The sequence below is a fragment of the Enterobacter sp. J49 genome (assembly GCF_002148625.1).
Classification (GTDB): Bacteria; Pseudomonadota; Gammaproteobacteria; order Enterobacterales; family Enterobacteriaceae; genus Enterobacter; species Enterobacter ludwigii.
In genome coordinates this window covers 341,726-360,977 of sequence record NZ_MWPY01000033.1, presented here as the reverse complement: position 1 = coordinate 360,977, position 19,252 = coordinate 341,726, and the positions used below count along the sequence as shown (strand labels likewise).

The 19,252-nt window shown below is 54.1% G+C and carries 21 protein-coding genes; 14 read left to right on the top strand and 7 right to left on the bottom strand.

The features are described 5' to 3' along the window. Window positions 1-29: 29 nt before the first annotated feature. Window positions 30-1,070, bottom strand: a complete 1,041-nt coding sequence (locus tag BJP35_RS14620) for an oxidoreductase (protein WP_086463350.1) — start codon at window positions 1,068-1,070, stop codon at window positions 30-32. Window positions 1,071-1,313: 243 nt separating this feature from the next. Here BJP35_RS14620 and blr point away from each other — a divergent pair, with 243 nt between their 5' ends. From blr to gstA, 12 genes are all read left to right on the top strand, one after another. After that, window positions 1,314-1,439 (top strand): division septum protein Blr, encoded by a 126-nt coding sequence (gene blr, locus BJP35_RS14615; RefSeq protein WP_168112406.1) that lies wholly within the window; start codon window positions 1,314-1,316, stop codon window positions 1,437-1,439. A gap of 232 nt (window positions 1,440-1,671) precedes the next feature. Continuing rightward, the gene (ydgT, locus tag BJP35_RS14610) at window positions 1,672-1,887 is read left to right on the top strand and encodes a transcription modulator YdgT (RefSeq protein ID WP_006174966.1); all 216 of its coding nucleotides are present in this window, start codon (window positions 1,672-1,674) and stop codon (window positions 1,885-1,887) included. Between the two features lie 86 nt (window positions 1,888-1,973). Next, entirely contained in the window at window positions 1,974-2,414 is a 441-nt protein-coding gene (locus BJP35_RS14605) for a DUF2569 domain-containing protein (protein WP_025204344.1), read from the top strand. Window positions 2,415-2,490: 76 nt separating this feature from the next. Further along, complete coding sequence (rsxA, locus tag BJP35_RS14600) at window positions 2,491-3,072, top strand: electron transport complex subunit RsxA (protein ID WP_014169803.1); 582 nt, start codon at window positions 2,491-2,493, stop codon at window positions 3,070-3,072. Further along, window positions 3,072-3,650 carry an electron transport complex subunit RsxB gene (rsxB, locus tag BJP35_RS14595; RefSeq protein WP_014169802.1) on the top strand — a complete coding sequence of 193 codons (579 nt, stop codon included), beginning with the start codon at window positions 3,072-3,074 and terminating at the stop codon, window positions 3,648-3,650. The genes rsxA and rsxB overlap by 1 nt, the downstream gene beginning before the upstream one ends. Further along, complete coding sequence (gene rsxC, locus BJP35_RS14590; protein WP_063156062.1) at window positions 3,643-5,865, top strand: electron transport complex subunit RsxC; 2,223 nt, start codon at window positions 3,643-3,645, stop codon at window positions 5,863-5,865. The genes rsxB and rsxC overlap by 8 nt, the downstream gene beginning before the upstream one ends. After that, window positions 5,866-6,918: an electron transport complex subunit RsxD gene (rsxD, locus tag BJP35_RS14585; RefSeq protein WP_014169800.1), complete on the top strand. Its 1,053-nt coding sequence runs from the start codon at window positions 5,866-5,868 to the stop codon at window positions 6,916-6,918. A gap of 10 nt (window positions 6,919-6,928) precedes the next feature. After that, a complete protein-coding gene (gene rsxG / locus BJP35_RS14580; protein ID WP_063156063.1) occupies window positions 6,929-7,549 on the top strand; it encodes an electron transport complex subunit RsxG in 621 nt (206 codons plus the stop codon). A 2-nt stretch (window positions 7,550-7,551) separates the two neighbouring features. Further along, the gene (locus BJP35_RS14575) at window positions 7,552-8,238 is read left to right on the top strand and encodes an electron transport complex subunit E (RefSeq protein WP_063156064.1); all 687 of its coding nucleotides are present in this window, start codon (window positions 7,552-7,554) and stop codon (window positions 8,236-8,238) included. Continuing rightward, window positions 8,235-8,870, top strand: coding sequence for an endonuclease III (gene nth / locus BJP35_RS14570; protein ID WP_014169797.1), 636 nt, complete (start codon window positions 8,235-8,237; stop codon window positions 8,868-8,870). The genes BJP35_RS14575 and nth overlap by 4 nt, the downstream gene beginning before the upstream one ends. Before the next feature lie 617 nt (window positions 8,871-9,487). Next, window positions 9,488-10,996, top strand: a complete 1,509-nt coding sequence (gene dtpA / locus BJP35_RS14565) for a dipeptide/tripeptide permease DtpA (RefSeq protein ID WP_014169796.1) — start codon at window positions 9,488-9,490, stop codon at window positions 10,994-10,996. A 105-nt stretch (window positions 10,997-11,101) separates the two neighbouring features. Next, window positions 11,102-11,707 (top strand): glutathione transferase GstA, encoded by a 606-nt coding sequence (gene gstA / locus BJP35_RS14560; RefSeq protein WP_014169795.1) that lies wholly within the window; start codon window positions 11,102-11,104, stop codon window positions 11,705-11,707. A gap of 59 nt (window positions 11,708-11,766) precedes the next feature. On the opposite strand, the gene pdxY is transcribed toward gstA, so the two are convergent. From pdxY to anmK, 5 genes are all read right to left on the bottom strand, one after another. Then, window positions 11,767-12,627, bottom strand: a complete 861-nt coding sequence (pdxY, locus tag BJP35_RS14555; RefSeq protein ID WP_014169794.1) for a pyridoxal kinase PdxY — start codon at window positions 12,625-12,627, stop codon at window positions 11,767-11,769. Window positions 12,628-12,692: 65 nt separating this feature from the next. Next, window positions 12,693-13,967, bottom strand: coding sequence for a tyrosine--tRNA ligase (gene tyrS, locus BJP35_RS14550; protein WP_032678025.1), 1,275 nt, complete (start codon window positions 13,965-13,967; stop codon window positions 12,693-12,695). 125 nt (window positions 13,968-14,092) lie between these two features. Further along, the gene (gene pdxH / locus BJP35_RS14545; protein WP_047744890.1) at window positions 14,093-14,749 is read right to left on the bottom strand and encodes a pyridoxamine 5'-phosphate oxidase; all 657 of its coding nucleotides are present in this window, start codon (window positions 14,747-14,749) and stop codon (window positions 14,093-14,095) included. Window positions 14,750-14,806: 57 nt separating this feature from the next. After that, entirely contained in the window at window positions 14,807-15,130 is a 324-nt protein-coding gene (gene mliC, locus BJP35_RS14540; RefSeq protein WP_020884329.1) for a C-type lysozyme inhibitor, read from the bottom strand. Window positions 15,131-15,223: 93 nt separating this feature from the next. Continuing rightward, entirely contained in the window at window positions 15,224-16,348 is a 1,125-nt protein-coding gene (anmK, locus tag BJP35_RS14535; protein WP_020884330.1) for an anhydro-N-acetylmuramic acid kinase, read from the bottom strand. 255 nt (window positions 16,349-16,603) lie between these two features. Here anmK and slyB point away from each other — a divergent pair, with 255 nt between their 5' ends. Both slyB and BJP35_RS14525 read left to right on the top strand, forming a co-directional pair. Continuing rightward, entirely contained in the window at window positions 16,604-17,071 is a 468-nt protein-coding gene (slyB, locus tag BJP35_RS14530) for an outer membrane lipoprotein SlyB (protein WP_014169789.1), read from the top strand. 235 nt (window positions 17,072-17,306) lie between these two features. Beyond that, window positions 17,307-18,668 (top strand): GGDEF domain-containing protein, encoded by a 1,362-nt coding sequence (locus BJP35_RS14525; protein ID WP_047744553.1) that lies wholly within the window; start codon window positions 17,307-17,309, stop codon window positions 18,666-18,668. A gap of 35 nt (window positions 18,669-18,703) precedes the next feature. Here BJP35_RS14525 and slyA read toward each other — a convergent pair whose 3' ends face one another. Continuing rightward, window positions 18,704-19,144 (bottom strand): transcriptional regulator SlyA, encoded by a 441-nt coding sequence (gene slyA / locus BJP35_RS14520; protein WP_014169785.1) that lies wholly within the window; start codon window positions 19,142-19,144, stop codon window positions 18,704-18,706. Window positions 19,145-19,252 lie beyond the last annotated feature (108 nt).

Sequence of the window (19,252 nt, the reverse complement as noted above, 5' to 3'; positions counted from 1 at the left end):
GCGCTTCGCCTTACCCGGCTTTGCCAGAATCACGCCAGACAGAGCGTTGCGCGGTGTTTAGCTGATTCAATCCCCAGTTCAATCAATTCCATAATCTGAATCGCCTGGCTGGCCGGAACCGGGTTATCCCCCGTCCCGTTTAGCGCATCACGGATAGCGGCATAATACGCCGGATAGTTACCCGGGATCGTCAGTAACGTTTCTTCAACCCTCTCCTCGCCTTCCACCCGCGTCACAACCCCGTCCCGCATGTCATAGCCCCAGTCTTCCTGCGGCAAACGCTCGCCGTTTTTCAGGCGTTCTTCCTGAGGATCGAGACCAAACTTCACAAAGCTCCCGCGGGTACCGTGGAGGATATAACGCGCTGATTCGGCGGCTGCCACCATTGTCCCGTGCAGTACAATACGCCGCTGCGGGTAACTCAAGACGGCATGAAAGTAGTCAGTGGTTTGCGCTCCGGGTCTGAGCTGGGCCAGATCGACCGTCATGCTGACCGGCAGGCCAAACAAATTTATGGCCTGATCGAGAAGATGCGGCGCTAAATCGTACCAGATGCCGCTGCCCGGCCCGGCTTGCTCACGCCAGCGGTTTCGGACCTGAGGGCGGAACCGGTCAAAGTGCGATTCAAAAAAGAGGATTTCGCCCAGCGTGCCTTCATTAAGGAGCGCTTTTACCGTCAGGAAATCACTGTCCCAGCGGCGGTTATGAAATACCGAAAGCACTCTGCCAAAACTTTTTGCCAGCGCATCCAGTTCGCGTGCCTGTGACAACGTCACCGTGAAGGGTTTATCGACAATAACGTGCTTACCGGCTTCCAGTGCGGCCTTTGCCAGCGGAAAATGCGTGTCATTGGGGGTGGGAATGACGATCAGATCAATATTAGGGTCGTTAAAAAGATGCTTAGGTTCAGAAACAACCGGCACGGAGGGCCAGTCGGCATGCACTTTCGTGGCATCGCTACTGGAAACTGCCGCCAGCGCCATGCCCGGCGTCCCGGCAATCAGAGGCGCATGAAAAGTCTTGCTCGCGTAACCGTAACCAATAAGCCCGACGCGGATGCTATCACTCATAATGTTGCCCTCTTTTATGACTATCTTATTTCACACTGGCTACTCTGACGTTCTTACAGATTAATCATGTGCCATATGACGTAAAATAGCAGGCTATGCCGGTTGTTTTTGTTACATAGATTTAACGTTCTGATTTTGTTTAGGGGAACCGTTCCCAAAGCACTTGCCGCGGGGGAAACGGCGCTGTAACATTTGCAACCTGTATTTATGGATAAATTACACGTACCAGTCATGACGTCAATTATTAATCGAATCATTGAATTAGCGGGATGGATTGTCCTTGGGGTATCGGTCATTTTGCTTGGCGTTGCCAGCCATATCGATAACTACCAGCCGCCGGAGCCTGTCACCGTCGCCCAACCTAAGTAACCGGTTACCGCAATAAAGAGTGACATAATATGTCAGTTACTTATTGCCAGCCCTGGTGAACACGGTTAACCTTCTCTTCCAGGCATCGTCTGATGCCTGTACTTTCAGCAAAGAAAACTCCTAATTTAGTCGCGTTATCTGAGTGGGCTGTTTACGTCTTTATTAATCCGTTTATTATTCGGACGAATTACCTTAACTGGTATTACTCACTTTTATATGGAAACTTATTAATATGACAGTTCAGGACTATTTATTAAAATTTCGCAAGATCAATTCGCTTGAGAGCCTGGAAAAACTGTTTGACCATCTGAACTACACGCTGTCGGATAATCAGGAAATCATCAATATGTATCGCGCCGCTGACCACCGCCGTGCGGAGCTGGTCTCCGGTGGCCGTTTGTTCAACGTCGGTGAAGTGCCTAAGTCTGTATGGCGTTACGTTTTATAAGAAAGTAGCCATCCGCGCGAAATGTTATATACTCTCCGCCCTGCAAACTGGCTGTACAACATTTCGCGCAGATTATGGGAGAGTTCATGACCGCAACGCCTGGAGAACGAATTGGAGGCTGGTTAATCGCCCCACTGGCATGGCTGCTGGTTGCCTTATTAAGCGCATCACTTGCGCTGCTGCTTTATACCACCGCACTGATTACACCTCATGCAATCCAGACCCTGATGTCGCAAAGTGTGCTTAATATTACGATGTGGTTTGTGTCGTTCGTTTTTGCAATCGGGATGTGGTACTACACGCTATGGCTGACCATTGCCTTCTTTAAGCGCCGTAAGGGTGTCCCTAAACACTACATTATCTGGCTGCTGATTTCGGTCCTGCTGGCGGTGAAAGCCTTTGCTTTTTCGCCAGTTTCTGATGCCCTGGCCGTTCGCCAGCTGCTTTTCCCGTTACTGGCCGCGGCGCTGCTGGTGCCCTATTTCAAGCGTTCGACGCGGGTGAAGAACACCTTTGTGAACCCGTAATAACCTTACAGATAACCTGTTGTCGCCTGCGGTGGTTTGTCCGATAATAGGCGGCTTTTTTATTTCAGGCTAAATAATGACCGATTACTTACTGCTCTTTGTCGGCACTGTGCTGGTTAACAACTTCGTCCTGGTGAAGTTCCTTGGCCTGTGTCCATTTATGGGGGTTTCCAAAAAGCTGGAAACTGCAATGGGCATGGGGCTGGCAACCACCTTCGTGATGACGATGGCGTCTATCTGCGCGTGGTTGATTGATAACTGGATCCTCATCCCGCTGGATTTAATCTATCTGCGTACGCTGTCCTTTATTCTGGTCATCGCGGTGGTAGTGCAATTCACAGAAATGGTGGTGCGTAAAACCAGCCCGGCTCTCTATCGCCTGCTGGGTATCTTCCTGCCGCTGATTACCACCAACTGTGCAGTACTTGGCGTGGCGCTGCTGAACATCAACCTTGGGCATAATTTCATGCAATCGGCGCTGTACGGTTTTTCTGCCGCCGTCGGTTTCTCTCTGGTGATGGTGCTGTTCGCCTCGATTCGCGAGCGTCTGGCAGCAGCGGATATCCCTGCGCCATTCCGCGGTAACGCGATCGCCCTGGTGACAGCAGGTTTAATGTCTCTGGCCTTTATGGGCTTTAGTGGTCTGGTGAAGTTGTAATGAGTACTATCTGGATAGCCATCGCCTCTATCAGCGTGCTGGGGTTGGTGTTTGGCCTTATTCTGGGTTACGCCTCCCGCCGTTTCGCGGTAGAGGACGATCCTGTTGTAGAAAAAATCGATGAGCTTCTGCCGCAAAGCCAGTGCGGGCAGTGTGGCTATCCTGGCTGCCGCCCCTATGCCGAAGCGGTAGGCGTGCAGGGTGAAAAAATTAACCGCTGCGCACCCGGCGGTGAAGCGGTAATGCTGAAAATAGCCGCCCTGCTTAACGTTGACCCGCAACCTGTTGACGGCGATGAAGATGTGCAGGAGCCGGTTCGCGCCCTCGCCGTGATTGACGAAGCGAACTGCATCGGCTGCACAAAATGCATTCAGGCATGCCCTGTCGACGCCATCGTTGGCGCAACGCGCGCCATGCACACCGTCGTGGCGGATCTGTGCACCGGCTGTAACCTCTGCGTGGCACCCTGCCCGACGCAATGTATAACGTTGCGCCCGGTTGAACCGACTACCGAAAGCTGGAAGTGGGATCTTCAAACCATTCCGGTTCGCATCATTCCTGTGGAACAACATGCTTAAGTTATTTTCTGCTTTCAGAAAAGAGAAGATTTGGGACTTTGACGGTGGTATCCATCCACCTGAAATGAAAACCCAGTCCAACGGCACGCCGCTGCGCCAAATTCCGCTGGCGTCCCGTTACGTCATGCCACTGAAACAGCATATCGGTGCTGAGGGTGAACTGTGCGTGAAAGAAGGGGATACCGTCCTTCGCGGCCAGCCGTTAACATTCGGTCGCGGACGTATGCTGCCGGTCCACGCTCCGACGTCCGGTACAGTGGTGGCGATCGCCCCCCATACCGTTGCACACCCCTCTGCGCTCTCCGAGCTGAGCGTCATTATTGAAGCCGACGGAGAAGACCGCTGGATCGACCGTGACGGCTGGAGCGACTACCGCAACCGGAGCCGCGAAGCGCTTATCGAGCGTATTCATCAATTCGGCGTTGCCGGCCTGGGCGGCGCAGGGTTCCCTACCGGCGTCAAACTGCACGGCGGCGGCGATAAAATTCAGACTCTGATCATCAATGCAGCAGAATGTGAACCCTACATCACCGCCGACGATCGTCTTATGCAGGACTGCGCCGCGCAGGTCGTGGAAGGGATCCGCATTCTTGCCCATATTCTGCAGCCACGCGAAGTGCTGATTGGCATTGAAGATAACAAGCCACAGGCTATTTCGATGCTGCGCGCCGTCCTCAACGGCAGCCACGATATCGGCCTGCGCGTTATCCCAACCAAGTACCCCTCTGGCGGCGCCAAACAGCTGACGCAAATTCTGACCGGCAAGCAGGTTCCGCATGGCGGACGCTCTTCGGACATCGGGGTGCTGATGCAAAACGTCGGGACAGCCTACGCCGTGAAACGTGCGGTGGTGGACGGTGAACCGCTGACCGAGCGCGTGGTTACGCTGACCGGTGAATCTGTCGCACGTCCGGGCAACGTCTGGGCGCGTCTGGGTACGCCGGTTCGTCATCTGCTGGAACAGGCTGATTTTTGCCCGGGCAGCGACCAGATGGTGATCATGGGTGGCCCGCTGATGGGCTTTACCCTGCCGTGGCTCGATGTCCCGGTAGTAAAAATCACAAACTGCCTGCTTGCCCCCTCCCCGACCGAAATGGGTGAAGAGCAGGAGGAGAAAGGCTGTATCCGCTGCAGCGCCTGTGCCGATGCCTGTCCGGCGGATTTACTTCCGCAACAGTTGTACTGGTACAGCAAAGGTCAGCTGCACGATAAAGCGCAGGCCCATAACCTGGCCGACTGCATCGAATGCGGTGCCTGCGCCTGGGTCTGCCCAAGTAACATTCCTCTGGTGCAGTACTTCCGCCAGGAGAAGGCCGAGATTTATGCCATCTCCATGGAAGAGAAACGCGCAGCCGAAGCGAAAGCGCGTTTTGAAGCGCGTCAGGCGCGTCTGGAACGTGAAAAACTGGCCCGTCAGGCGCGTCACAAACAGGCCGCAGTTCAGCCCGGCGAAAAAGACCAGGATGCGATTAATGCCGCACTGGCACGCGTGCGGGAGAAAAAAGCGACGGCAGCCCAGACCGTGGTGATCCCGGCCGGTGAAAAACCGGATAACAGCGAAGCGATTGCCGCCCGCGAAGCGCGTAAAGCGGCTGCGCGCGCCCGTCAGGCAGAAAAAGCACAGTCAGCCTCCTCTGACGCTGAGATCGATCCGCGTAAAGCCGCCGTTGAAGCCGCCATTGCCCGCGCCAAAGCCCGTAAGGCCGGCGAGCAAAACGTGGTAGTTGAACAAGACGCGGAGACCATAGATCCCCGTAAGGCGGCTGTTGAAGCGGCGATCGCGCGCGCCAAAGCCCGTAAGGCCGGCGAGCAAAACGCGGTGGTTGAGCAAGAAGTGGAGGCCGTAGATCCCCGTAAAGCGGCTGTTGAAGCGGCGATCGCGCGCGCTAAAGCGCGCAAAGCAGCGGAGCAGACTGAAACCGCTACGCCTGAAACCCCCGTCGACCCGCGTAAAGCGGCTGTCGAAGCCGCCATTGCCCGTGCCAAAGCGCGTAAAGCGGCGGCGCAGCCTGAAGCCGCTGAACCTGAAGCACCTGTCGACCCGCGTAAGGCGGCTGTTGAAGCCGCCATTGCCCGCGCCAAGGCCCGCAAAGCAGCACAGCAGGAAGAACAGCAGCCGGCCGCAAACGACGACCCACGTAAAGCCGCAGTCGCCGCCGCCATTGCGCGCGTTCAGGCGAAGAAAGCCGCACAGCAAGCAGTTAACGAGGATTAAATGGTTTTCAGAATCGCAAGTTCCCCTTACACCCATAATCAGCGCCAGACATCACGCATCATGATGCTGGTGTGCCTGGCGGCGCTGCCGGGCATTGCCGTTCAGTGCTGGTTTTTCGGCTGGGGAACGCTGTTCCAGATAGTGCTGGGTTGTGCCAGCGCCTTAGGGGCAGAAGCCCTGGTGCTTAAACTGCGTAAGCTGGCGGTTTCCCGCATCCTTGCCGATAACTCAGCACTGCTGACTGGCCTGTTGCTGGCAATCAGTATTCCACCGTTTGCTCCGTGGTGGATGGTGGTGCTCGGTACGGTGTTTGCAGTCATTATTGCCAAACAACTTTATGGTGGGCTGGGCCATAACCCGTTCAACCCGGCGATGATTGGCTACGTCGTACTGCTGATCTCCTTCCCGGTTCAGATGACCAGCTGGTTGCCGCCGCATGACATTGCCGCGACGGTACCCGGCTTTATGGATGCCCTGCACGTTATCTTTACCGGCCATACCGCGCTCGGTGCGGATATGAACGCGCTGCGTATGGGCGTGGATGGCATCAGCCAGGCCACACCACTCGATACGTTTAAAACCTCCCTGCATGCCGGGCACTCCGTCGATCAGATTATGAAATCTGCCATCTTCAGCGGCATGCTGGCGGGCGCGGGCTGGCAGTGGGTGAACCTTGCTTATTTGCTGGGCGGGCTATTCCTGCTGCAGCAGAAAGCGATCCGCTGGCATATTCCGGTCAGCTTCCTCGTGACGCTGGCGGTCTGCGCCACACTGGGATGGGTGTTCTCGCCAGAATCGCTCGCCAGCCCACAGATGCATCTGCTCTCGGGGGCAACCATGCTGGGTGCGTTCTTTATCCTGACCGATCCGGTAACGGCATCTACCACGAACCGTGGCCGCCTGATCTTCGGTGCACTGGCCGGCTTGCTGGTGTGGCTCATCCGCAGCTTTGGCGGTTACCCGGACGGTGTGGCATTCGCGGTTCTGCTTGCAAACATCACCGTTCCGCTCATCGACTACTACACGCGTCCGCGCGTGTACGGCCACCGTTAAGGGTTTCGCGATGCTGAAAACAATGCAAAAACACGGCGTCACGCTGTCCATTTTCGCCGCGGTCCTCACCGGACTGACGGCCCTGGTGAACAACCTGACCAAATCGACCATCGACGAACAGGCGGTGAAGCAGCAAAAAGCCCTGTTCGATCAGGTGATCCCCCCTGATTTCTACGATAATGACCTGCAGAAAAGTTGCTTCGTGGTCCAGGCACCTCAGTTAGGCAAAGGCCCGCACCGCGTCTTTATTGCCCGTAAGGGGGATAACGCGGTAGGCGCGGTAATGGAAGCGACGGCGCCCGATGGCTACTCCGGGGCGATTCAACTGCTGGTCGGCAGCGATTTCTCCGGTACCGTGTTGGGTACGCGCGTGACGGAACATCATGAGACGCCAGGCCTGGGGGATAAAATTGAAACCCGTCTGAGCGACTGGATTTTGCATTTTGCCGGAAAAGTGATCCACGGCGAAGCGGATCCTGCGTTTGCTGTGAAAAAGGATGGCGGCGAGTTTGACCAGTTCACGGGGGCAACCATTACCCCACGGGCCGTGGTCAATGCCGTAAAACGAGCCGGGCTGTATGCGGAAACGCTGCCCGCGCAGATGAACAATCTCCCGGCCTGTGAGGAGTAATCATGAGCCAGATTAAAGAGGTTATCGTCCAGGGATTGTGGAAGAACAACTCCGCGCTGGTACAGCTGCTGGGGATGTGCCCACTGCTGGCGGTGACATCCACCGCCACCAACGCGCTGGGTCTGGGGTTGGCAACCACGCTGGTTCTCACCCTGACCAACCTGTCCATCTCTGCCCTGCGCCGCTGGACGCCATCGGAAATCCGTATTCCGATTTACGTCATGATCATCGCGTCGGTGGTGAGTATCGTCCAGATGCTGATTAACGCTTATGCGTTCGGTCTGTATCAGTCGCTCGGGATCTTTATTCCCCTCATCGTAACCAACTGTATTGTGGTCGGGCGTGCGGAAGCTTTTGCCGTGAAAAACAGCCCGGCGATGTCGGCTCTGGATGGTTTCTCTATTGGTATGGGGGCAACCGGTGCCATGTTCGTGCTCGGCTCAATGCGTGAGATCCTGGGTAACGGAACGCTGTTTGATGGCGCAGATGCGCTGCTCGGCGGCTGGGCTAAAGCGCTGCGCATCGAAGTCTTCCACACCGATACGCCGTTCCTGCTGGCCATGCTGCCGCCAGGCGCGTTTATTGGCCTCGGCATGATGCTGGCGATAAAATACCTGATTGATGAAAAACGTAAGCGTCGCGCGGCTGAGCGCAGCGTACAGGAAGGGATACCCGAGAAGGCCTCATGAATAAAGAAAAGCGCATTGCGATCCTGACCCGTCTGCGGGATGAGAACCCACACCCGACGACGGAGCTGAATTTTAACTCCCCGTTCGAGCTGTTGATCGCCGTGCTGCTCTCTGCGCAAGCTACCGACGTGAGCGTTAATAAGGCGACCGCCCTGCTTTATCCGGTCGCCAACACGCCAAAGGCGATGCTGGAACTGGGCGTGGACGGGGTGAAGTCCTATATCAAAACCATCGGTCTGTTTAACAGCAAGGCTGAGAACGTGATCAAAACCTGCCGGATCCTGCTGGAACAGCACGGGGGGGAAGTGCCGGAAGATCGCGCCGCGCTGGAAGCATTACCCGGCGTGGGACGCAAGACTGCGAATGTGGTACTTAACACCGCGTTTGGCTGGCCGACTATCGCCGTTGATACCCATATTTTCCGCGTCTCTAACCGCACGAACTTCGCACCGGGCAAGAATGTCGAGCAGGTTGAAGAGAAACTGCTAAAAGTGGTTCCCGCCGAATTTAAGGTGGATTGCCATCACTGGCTCATTCTCCATGGCCGTTATACCTGTATTGCCCGTAAGCCTCGCTGTGGCTCCTGTATCATCGAAGATCTCTGCGAGTACAAAGAGAAAGTGTATCCCTGATATCTTGCGCTTTTCGTTTTCTGACGCAACGGCAATTCCTTACTAAAAGAGGGTCTACCAGAGGACCTTCTTTTGACCATAATTTATCCGCCTTCCTTACCGCTTCCCTTATCACTTGTTCGAGCCTTTAACGCTCAAACAGGTTAATACTTTTTTCATAGCCGAAAATTTCTATACATATGTGATCAAGATCACCCTGATAACTTCGTGTTGAATTTTTGTTGTTAAAAGCGGTGTAAACCCTTTGCCAGACAAGATCAAACTCATCACGAGCAACACATAAGACCAGCTATTTTTCAGAATATGGGCTATATCACTGCAATAAACCTCAAATAGCAGAACATATCGCCATTGAGGGCGAAATACGGGTGAATGCCAGTCAAAAAAACTCCCTTTACAGATCGTATGAAATTTAACGCTGAATAACATTTGTATGAACCGCCGATTATAGCGGCCCAGTTATATGTAACAGATTATTACAAACGTATTGCCAGACGGTGCAGGATAGTGAACATTACCCGCCGTTTCTCCTCCCAATATAACTATAAGGCGGATGGACTACGGCCATCACGCGATGAACACCCCCGTTAATATGGGATGTAAAAAAAGAGGTATATGTGTCGACTGCAAACAATAAACCAACAGATGAAAGCGTAAGTCTTAACGCTTTTAAACAACCTAAAGCGTTCTATCTCATCTTCTCTATCGAGTTATGGGAGCGTTTTGGTTATTACGGCCTGCAAGGGATCATGGCGGTTTACCTGGTAAAACAGCTGGGTATGTCCGAAGCAGATTCCATTACGCTGTTCTCCTCTTTCAGTGCCCTGGTGTACGGTCTGGTCGCTATCGGCGGCTGGCTGGGTGATAAAGTCCTCGGGACTAAACGTGTCATTATGCTGGGTGCGATTGTCCTGGCCGTTGGCTATGCGCTGGTTGCATGGTCTGGTCACGATGCCGCTGTAGTTTATATGGGTATGGCGACTATCGCCGTCGGTAACGGTCTGTTCAAAGCGAACCCGTCTTCCCTGCTCTCTACCTGTTACAACAAAGATGACCCGCGTCTGGACGGTGCATTCACCATGTACTACATGTCCGTGAACATCGGTTCCTTCTTCTCCATGCTGGCAACCCCGTGGCTGGCCGCTAAATTCGGCTGGAGCGTTGCGTTCTCCCTGTCCGTTGTCGGTATGCTGATCACCGTGGTTAACTTTGCCTTCTGCAAACGCTGGGTTAAAGACTACGGCTCCAAACCAGACTTCGAACCGGTTCACATTGGCAAACTGCTGGCGACCATTGTCGGCGTGGTGATCCTCGCGGCAATCGCAACCTGGCTGCTGCATAACCAGGGCATCGCGCGTGCGGTTCTGGGTGTGGTTGCGCTGGGTATCGTGATCATCTTCGCGAAAGAAGCCTTCGCCATGCAGGGTGCCGCTCGTCGTAAGATGATTGTGGCCTTCATCCTGATGCTGGAAGCGATTATCTTCTTCGTTCTGTACAGCCAGATGCCAACGTCTCTGAACTTCTTCGCTATCCGTAACGTTGAACACTCAATCCTGGGTATCGCGTTCGAGCCGGAGCAGTATCAGGCCCTGAACCCGTTCTGGATCATGATTGGTAGCCCGATTCTGGCTGCTATCTATAACAAAATGGGCGACCGTCTGCCGATGCCGCACAAATTTGCTATCGGTATGCTGCTGTGTTCTGGCGCATTCCTGGTACTGCCGCTGGGTACGAAATTTGCGACTGACGCCGGTATCGTCTCCGTTAACTGGCTGATCCTGAGCTACGCGCTGCAGTCTATCGGTGAACTGATGATCTCCGGTCTGGGCCTGGCGATGGTTGCACAACTGGTTCCTCAGCGTCTGATGGGCTTCATCATGGGTAGCTGGTTCCTGACCACTGCGGGTGCCGCCATCATCGCAGGTAAAATTGCAAACCTGATGGCCGTGCCGGATAACGTGACTGACCCACTGGTCTCTCTGAACGTCTACGGTACCGTGTTCATGCAGATTGGTATTGCTACTGCGGTTATCGCGGTTCTGATGATGCTGACTGCGCCGAAGCTGAATCGCATGACTCAGGACGACGACAAGACGGCGAAAGCGACCGAAACCGCTACCGCATAATGTCACTGAGAAACGACTGAACAGAAGCCGCTAATGTATTAGCGGCTTTTTTTTTACCCGTTCGCGCACTAACATAGCTGAAACCTCAGCAAAAAGGAGTTACCGATGAAACTGTTCTACAAACCGGGCGCGTGCTCTCTTGCTTCCCACATTACCCTGCGCGAGAGCGGCAAAGATTTCACGCTGGATGGCGTTGACCTGATGAAAAAACGCCTGGAAAACGGCGATGATTTTTTTGCTATTAACCCGAAGGGACAAGTTCCGGCTCTGCTGCTGGATGACGGTACCCTGCTGACCGAAGGCGTGGCGATTATGCAGTTCCTCGCCGATAGCGTGCCCGACAGGCAATTGCTGGCACCGGTAAGCACGGTTTCTCGCTACAAAACGCTGGAGTGGATGAACTACATTGCGACCGAGCTGCACAAAGGCTTTACGCCGCTGTTCCGTCCGGAGACGCCGGAAGAGTACAAACCGACCGTACGTGCTCAGCTGGAGAAAAAACTGCAGTACGTTAACGCATCGCTGAAAGACGATCAGTGGATTGGGGGCGCGCGTTTTACGATTGCCGATGCCTATCTGTTCACCGTGCTGCGCTGGGCGCGGGCCATTAAGCTCAACATGGACGGGCTGGACCACATTGCATCGTACATGGATCGCGTAGCCGCGCGTCCTGCGGTGGCTGCAGCGCTTAAAGCAGAAGGGTTGAACTGACCGGCGCACTGTATTGCCGGGTGGCGCTGTCGCTACCCGGCTGACAGGAACGTTAACCGTTATAACCGGGTCGCGCTGAAGTAATGCTCCGGTTTCGCGATACGATCCTGTGCCGCGACCACCTGCAGTTCATACTCCTGCATCTCTTTTGTCGCCTTCATGATTTCGTACACCGCAGCAGTCACATGCTCAAGCGCATCCCGCAGCGTGGCTCCCTGAAGTAATTTCACCAGCAGCAAACCGCTTGTCACATCACCGACACCCACCGGCTGACGCATGCCGAAGTCCACCAGCGGACGGCTGATATGCCAGGCTTCGTCTTTCGTCACCAGCAGCATCTCAAAACGGTCCCTGCTCAGCCCTGCGCGCGCGAGATGTTTCACCAGGACAATCTCCGGCCCCTGGGCTATTAGCTCGCGAGAGGCGCTTACCGCCTCTTCTACGCTATTCACCGGATGCTCGCAGAGAATTTCCAGCTCAATGAGGTTCGGCGCAATAATATCGCTGGCCGGCAGCGCATGACGCACATGGAATTCAGCCACGCCGGGGGCCACGATACAGCCTTTCTCCGGATGCCCCATAACAGGATCACAAAAGTATTTCGCCGCCGGGTTTGCCGCTTTCACCTGGCGGACAATGCCCAGGATATGCTCTCCCTGCTCTGCCGAACCGAGATATCCGCTCAGTATCGCATCACAGCGTTTTAGCTGATCGATATTGGCAATGCCCTGCACGATGTCGGTGAGGTGCGAAGGCGGCATCACGCAGCCGGTCCATTGACCGTATTGTGTATGGTTAGAGAACTGCACGGTATTGAGGGGCCAGACGTTGGCACCGAGGCGGCGCATCGGAAATTCCGCGGCGCTGTTGCCAGCATGCCCAAAGACCACGTGGGACTGAATGGCGAGGATGTTCTTCATTTTTACTTACCAAACCCTGAAAAAACAAAAGGGGCGTGGTTTCCCACGCCCCTGGATACTTTTAATTATTTCCAGCAGACCAGACAGTAGTTTTTCTTACCGCGACGCAGAAGCGTGTAGCGGCCATACAGACGATCGCTGTCAGCAAAGGTGTATTCCGGGTCGGCCTGTTTTTCACCGTTAATGGTGATAGCGTTCGAGGCGATGGTTTTACGCGCCTGACCGCGGGATGGCTGCAGCTCGGAGTCCACCAGCGCCTGCATCAGGTCGGCACCTTTTTCCATCTCAACCATCGGCACGCCATCCTGCGCCAGCTGTTCGAAGTCCGCTTCGCTCAGATCGCTCAGCGTCCCGTTGAACAGGCTTGCAGTAATACGTTTTGCCGCGGCCAGACCTTCTTCACCGTGAACCAGTTTGGTCACTTCATCAGCCAGTACGTACTGAGCACGTGGCGCTTTACCGCTGGTTTTGTCTTCTTCTTCCAGAGCATTGATCGTCTCAATGTCCATAAAGGTGAAGAACTTCAGGAAGCGATAAACATCGGCATCCGCCGTGTTAATCCAGAACTGGTAGAATTTGTACGGGCTGGTTTTCTTCGGATCAAGCCATACCGCGCCGCCTTCGGTTTTACCAAATTTGGTGCCGTCGGCTTTGGTGATCAGTGGAACGGTCAGACCGAAGACCTGGTTCTGGTGCAGACGACGCGTCAGATCGATACCCGACGTGATGTTGCCCCACTGGTCAGAGCCGCCAATCTGCAGGCAGACGCCGTGCAGTTTATTCAGGCAGGCGAAGTCATAACCCTGCAGCAGGTTGTAGGAGAACTCGGTAAAGGAGATGCCCTGGTCGTCACGGTTCAGACGCTGCTTCACCGCTTCTTTGTTAATCATCTGGTTAACAGAGAAGTGTTTGCCAATGTCGCGCAGGAAGGTCAGCACGTTCATGCCGCCAAACCAGTCATAGTTGTTGGCCGCAATCGCAGAGTTGTCACCGCAGTTAAAGTCGAGGAAAGGCGCAACCTGTTTGCGGATCTTATCCACCCACTCCTGCACGGTGTCTTCGGTGTTCAGTTTACGCTCAGCAGCTTTAAAGCTTGGGTCACCAATCAGACCGGTCGCGCCGCCTACCAGTGCGACAGGCTTGTGGCCCGCCATCTGGAAGCGTTTCAGGCATAACAATGGAACAAGATGCCCCAAATGCAAGCTGTCAGCGGTAGGATCGAAGCCGCAATAGAGCGCGATCGGGCCTTGCGCCAGTCGCTCTGCTAACGCTTCCTCGTCCGTCACCTGAGCCACAAGGCCCCGCTCTTGCAATTGTTTAATCAAGTTACTGCTTGCCATCAAATTCTCCATGTATAAACGACTGCACCTTTGCCGGTACACGACTTTTCGCCTGATGCGAAAGGTACATAGAATAAAGCGCAAGCGCGGCCTGCGCTAGCGCTTAAATCAACAAATTTCGGCGATTACGGTGCCAGCCTGTCGATTTTCCAGCCGCCATTTTCACACTGGTATAAAAAGCGGTCATGCAGACGGTGTTCGCCGCCCTGCCAGAATTCCATCTGCTCGATCGGAATGCGGAAGCCCCCCCAGAAACTGGGCAACGGAACTTCGCCCTGCTGGAATTTCTGCTTCAGTTCGAGAAATTTGCTTTCAAGCACGCCACGCGCCGAAATACGGCTGGACTGTTTTGAGACCCAGGCGCCAATCTGGCTGTCACGCGGACGGCTGTGGAAATACTTCACCACTTCCAGCGTGGAGAGACGCTCTGCTTTGCCGGTGACCATCACCTGACGCTCCAGCATATGCCACGGGAACAGCAGGCTGATACGAGGATTGTTTTCTAAATGGTGTGCCTTACGACTGCCCAGGTTGGTGTAAAACACCAGGCCTTTCTCGTCATAATGTTTGAGCAGGACGATACGCTGATACGGTTGACCGTTTTCATCTACCGTTGCGACAACCATTGCCGTTGGGTCGGCGAGTTTCGCTTCACAGGCCTGTTTCAGCCAGCGTTCAAAAAGCACGAGGGGTTCGGCGGGAAGATCCTGGCGACGCAGGCCGCCTTTGGTGTATTCACGGCGCAGATGCGCAATTTGCTGCAGTTCGTCGTTATCTGACATGGCGTTAGCTGACATTGACATTGGGTGGCGCTATTGTGCGCCGCCCCTGTAAAAATCTCAACGCTTCGGATTTTCGAGCTGGCAATTGTTCAGCACAATACGGTCGCGTTTGTAGACGGTGGCGCTGTCGCCTTTCGACCAGAAGACATAAATTCCGTCCGTGTAGCGTGCGCCGGAGGCAGAAATGCCCTGCTTGAGGGTGAGCAATTTGTTGTCGTAGACAAAACTGGCTTCCTGACGCGGATTGTTCAGCTTAACGGTCAGCGGTTTTTCATCACAGCGATACTCCAGGGTATCGGTCTGCATGCGATCAAGGAACTGGTTGTAGACGCTGCATCCTGACAGCAATAAAGGCGCGGCAATAAGAAGAAGTTTTTTCATGGGCGTATTCCGAAGACTTTCCTGGTCCTGGAGGGCATGGCTGCCCTCCTGTTTCATTCCATTCTAACGACCACACGCCGCGCTGAATTTCAGTTAACTCTGATTATGACGCGGATTCGCCGGGAAAATGGCCCCGAGGACGCTGGCCTCACGTGCGCCAGTCACCGACGGCAAATTGCCCGGAAGCCCGGCAATGGTGCGCCAGGCAAGCCAGGCAAAGGCCAGCGCTTCCATATCATCGCCGCTGATGCCGGCTTCATCGGTGGTCGTCACCTCGGTACCCGGCAATAACCCGGCAAGACGTGCCATCACCAACGGGTTACGGCTGCCACCGCCGCACACCAGCAGGCGTTCGCATCCACCGCTGAGAAGAACCTGTTCCGATATCGAAACCGCCGTTAACTCGGCGAGCGTCGCCTGGACATCCTGCGGTGCAAGCGCCGGGAACTGCGCCAGCTGACGTTCGAGCCAGCCATAGTTGAAATATTCGCGCCCCGTGCTTTTGGGCGCCGGTAGGGCGAAATACGGATCGCTTAGCATGGACTGCAACAGCGGGATGATCACTTTGCCTTCGCTGGCCCACTGCGCGTCTTTATCATACGCCTGACCACGCTGACGCCAGATCCAGGCATCCATCAGCATGTTACCCGGGCCGGTGTCATAGCCGCGTACGGGTTGATCCGGGATAAGCAGAGACAGGTTGGCGATACCGCCAATGTTCAGCACCATCCGGCGCTCTGTCGGATGGGTCAACAATGCCTGATGAAAAGCGGGCACCAGCGGCGCGCCCTGCCCGCCAAGCGCAATATCGCGACGCCGAAAATCACCGACTACGGTCACGCCCGTCTTCGCCACAATCTGGTTATTGTCGCCGATTTGCAGGGTATGCGGTGCATCGCCGACCGGCTCATGCCAGACCGTTTGTCCGTGACAGCCGATAGCGACGACATCCTGCGGGCGAAGCTTTTCTTTATGCATCAGAGCCAGTACCGCATCGGCAAACAGCGCCCCCAGCCGCACATCAAGCTGACCAAGCTGAGAAAGCGTCAGTTGCTGCCCCTGACAGACACTGAGAATGTCCTCTTTCAGCGCCAGGGGGATAGGCCAGGTCAGGCTCGCCTGCTGTGCTACCATGTTTTCATCAATAGCGGCCAGAACGACGTCTACGCCATCCAGACTGGTACCCGACATCACACCAATGTAGCGACCCGATTTCATGCGCTTTCCTTACGTTGCGTGGGCTAATGCTCTCCACTCAACCATAAACAGCGCCGCTTTGCTATCCGGCGATAATATTTTTTAACAATCTCAGACAGGTAACCTGCCGGGTGCCCGTTTATGTCTCGTTAAGTTAAATTCAAGTACAATTTTCTTATTGTTAGTGCAAAGATATGAACTATGGCCCCTTATGCCATATAATTTAGCCATAACGGATGCCCGCCATCGGGCGTTTTTGGTGAACAGGAGATTCAAATGATTTTACGTGTACTGGGCGTTTCGCTGATCGGTTTAACCCTTGCAGGCTGTGTGAATGACAGTTCACTTTCTGGCGACGTGTACAGCGCTTCTGAAGCCAAACAGGTTCAGAGCGTCACTTACGGTACCGTTGTTAACGCACGTCCTGTACAAATTCAGGGTGGCGATGACAGCAACGTGATGGGCGCCATCGGCGGTGCTGTGCTGGGTGGCTTCCTCGGTAATACCGTAGGCGGTGGCACAGGTCGTTCGCTGGCCACAGCAGCAGGTGCCGTTGCGGGTGGCGTTGCAGGCCAGGGCGTTCAGGGTGCAATGAACAAAAGCCAGGGCGTAGAACTGGAAATCCGTAAAGATGACGGCAGCACCATCATGGTAGTACAGAAACAAGGTAATACCCGTTTCTCTGCCGGCCAGCGCGTTGTTCTGGCGAGCAACGGAAGCCAGGTCACCGTTTCTCCACGCTAATTCAAACTGGATGTGGTCATCAGACCACATCCATTTAACAAATCCGTTTAGCGAAGCCAGTAAACAAATCTATTTACATATAATATAATTATCAGCAATATATTTACAAAAAACATTCCCGCCATGAATCATTAAGCGCGGTATATCTTGTTCCTGCGCAAAGTATTTACTCTCCACGCCTGTTACTCTCTTTCTCACTTTACATTTTTTAATTTTATTATTCCGTCAAATCCCTATGCTTGCACTACAACGATATTTTAAGAACCCTTATATTACATTCTGTTTTGGATGCATCGTCGTCGTTGGAATATTACAAGGTCTCTTTGTAAAACTGGTAGAATTAGTTCCTTCATTCTCACCGCTGCTATTCCCGACACTTACCATATTTTTGCTGGTATTCCACCTGTTTATTGCCTGCTTCATGGTCATGAAATACTGGTGCGACAGACGGCGGTTGTACCTTATCGCCCTCGCCTCGGCCTTCGCCGGGTCGACGATGCTGATGGCCGGTACCCTGTCCAGCTTCCCGTCATGGCTGGATCTCTATCAGTTCAATGTTGTCGACTATAACGACGCCATGATCTTCTTTATGTTCCGTCATATTCTTATGGCGGTGCTGATAATAGTCTCAGCGTTACTCTATTCCATTCGGGATTATCCCCTTTCACGCCCCGCGCATATTGCCGTGGTTATCGGTACAATGCTGTTTACGGTTTCTATGGTCGCCCTGGCCTGGTTCTGCTCCAGCCACTCGGCACTAATAACGCTGGATCTGGTGGATAATGAAACCCGGCAATTTATGGTTCTCTGGAGCCAGGTCATAAATATCTTTTTGATTCTTCTCTGGGTTGTGGCGTTAGCAACGTTAATGACGATTACCCGGGTGCGGAATCTTTTTTGGGTTGGCGGTAATTTCTTATGTGTCTGTTATGTCCTGACGCTCTCATTACTGTTAGCCGGCGGGCATGCTGAGGACACGTCCTGGTATCACGCTCGCTTATTCGAAACCGTGGCGACGCTGATGATTATTTTTGTCCTGCTGTACGACGTCTTTAACCTGTATCGCGACTCGCACATAAAGTATCAGCAGTCTTATCAGAACTCGATCCGCGACCCGCTGACGCGCCTCTACAACCGCAGTTATTTTTACGACGCCTTAAATCAGGCACTCAGCATCAGCAAAGCCAACCACCCTGTGTCGGTTATCGTCAGCGATCTCGACCGTTTTAAGCGCATCAACGACTGCTACGGCCATCTGCAGGGAGACAAAGTATTGCAGTTTGTCGCCAACCTGCTGATGGATTCCGTCCGCCCACAGGACATCGCGGCACGTATTGGTGGGGAAGAATTTGTCCTGATGCTGACCAATACTTCGTCGGAAGCAGCGTACCAGGTGGCTGAACGCATACGGCTAAAGCTGAGCAGTTTTGATAAGGTCAGCAGCGGCGGTCAGTTACCTGAATCCATCACGATTAGCATGGGGGTATTTACCGCCACCTCTCCGACGACGACCGCTGAAGCGTGCGTGGAGAATGCTGACAAGGCGATGTATGAAGCGAAAGAGACCGGGCGTAACCGTGTCGTTGTGTCGAGGTAAAAAAGGCCTTGCTGCTGCAAGGCCTTGTGATGGTGTCAGTCGCGTGACTGCAGCTCATGGATGTTCTGCTCAAGGCGCCCAATGAGGCTGATGAGCAGTTCAAGCTCTGCGGGTGAAACCCCGGAAAGGATTTCGCCGCGCGTTTTGGTGATAACGGCTTCCATTTCAGTAATGATAGGGGCCGCTTTCTCAGTGAGCTTAATCCGCTTAGCGCGACGATCGCTGGCGCAGGTTTGCCGGGAGATGAGTCCTTTCTCTTCCAGTTGGTCAAGCGTACGTACCAGTGACGGTTGCTCAATGCCGATCGCTTTTGCCAGTTGAATTTGTGACTGGTCGGGTGGCAGCTGATGAATGTTATGCAGCGTGACCCAGTGCGTCTGTGTCAATTCCAGAGGTTTCAGGCGATGGTCAATCAGAGCACGCCAGACGCGTACCAACCTTGCCAGATCAGAACCTAATGGCGATTCCAATTTCATCTCCTTATAATTAGCTTGCTAAGTTATTATACTGATTTTAGAATAGTGTGCAGCATTTGTATTGGCAAAACAAATGCAATACTGCATTCATCGAACTTAAAAGGATGA

What these genes read in the sequence shown, in the direction of transcription:
- gstA (WP_014169795.1), top strand. Translation starts at nt 11,102, where the DNA reads ATGAAACTGTTCTACAAACCGGGCGCGTGCTCTCTTGCTTCCCACATT.
- pdxY (WP_014169794.1), bottom strand. Translation starts at nt 12,627, where the DNA reads ATGAAGAACATCCTCGCCATTCAGTCCCACGTGGTCTTTGGGCATGCT.
- rsxB (WP_014169802.1), top strand. Translation starts at nt 3,072, where the DNA reads ATGAGTACTATCTGGATAGCCATCGCCTCTATCAGCGTGCTGGGGTTG.
- rsxD (WP_014169800.1), top strand. Translation starts at nt 5,866, where the DNA reads ATGGTTTTCAGAATCGCAAGTTCCCCTTACACCCATAATCAGCGCCAG.
- mliC (WP_020884329.1), bottom strand. Translation starts at nt 15,130, where the DNA reads ATGAAAAAACTTCTTCTTATTGCCGCGCCTTTATTGCTGTCAGGATGC.
- slyA (WP_014169785.1), bottom strand. Translation starts at nt 19,144, where the DNA reads ATGAAATTGGAATCGCCATTAGGTTCTGATCTGGCAAGGTTGGTACGC.
- BJP35_RS14525 (WP_047744553.1), top strand. Translation starts at nt 17,307, where the DNA reads ATGCTTGCACTACAACGATATTTTAAGAACCCTTATATTACATTCTGT.
- slyB (WP_014169789.1), top strand. Translation starts at nt 16,604, where the DNA reads ATGATTTTACGTGTACTGGGCGTTTCGCTGATCGGTTTAACCCTTGCA.
- nth (WP_014169797.1), top strand. Translation starts at nt 8,235, where the DNA reads ATGAATAAAGAAAAGCGCATTGCGATCCTGACCCGTCTGCGGGATGAG.
- BJP35_RS14620 (WP_086463350.1), bottom strand. Translation starts at nt 1,070, where the DNA reads ATGAGTGATAGCATCCGCGTCGGGCTTATTGGTTACGGTTACGCGAGC.
- rsxA (WP_014169803.1), top strand. Translation starts at nt 2,491, where the DNA reads ATGACCGATTACTTACTGCTCTTTGTCGGCACTGTGCTGGTTAACAAC.
- anmK (WP_020884330.1), bottom strand. Translation starts at nt 16,348, where the DNA reads ATGAAATCGGGTCGCTACATTGGTGTGATGTCGGGTACCAGTCTGGAT.
- ydgT (WP_006174966.1), top strand. Translation starts at nt 1,672, where the DNA reads ATGACAGTTCAGGACTATTTATTAAAATTTCGCAAGATCAATTCGCTT.
- tyrS (WP_032678025.1), bottom strand. Translation starts at nt 13,967, where the DNA reads ATGGCAAGCAGTAACTTGATTAAACAATTGCAAGAGCGGGGCCTTGTG.
- BJP35_RS14605 (WP_025204344.1), top strand. Translation starts at nt 1,974, where the DNA reads ATGACCGCAACGCCTGGAGAACGAATTGGAGGCTGGTTAATCGCCCCA.
- pdxH (WP_047744890.1), bottom strand. Translation starts at nt 14,749, where the DNA reads ATGTCAGATAACGACGAACTGCAGCAAATTGCGCATCTGCGCCGTGAA.
- BJP35_RS14575 (WP_063156064.1), top strand. Translation starts at nt 7,552, where the DNA reads ATGAGCCAGATTAAAGAGGTTATCGTCCAGGGATTGTGGAAGAACAAC.
- rsxG (WP_063156063.1), top strand. Translation starts at nt 6,929, where the DNA reads ATGCTGAAAACAATGCAAAAACACGGCGTCACGCTGTCCATTTTCGCC.
- rsxC (WP_063156062.1), top strand. Translation starts at nt 3,643, where the DNA reads ATGCTTAAGTTATTTTCTGCTTTCAGAAAAGAGAAGATTTGGGACTTT.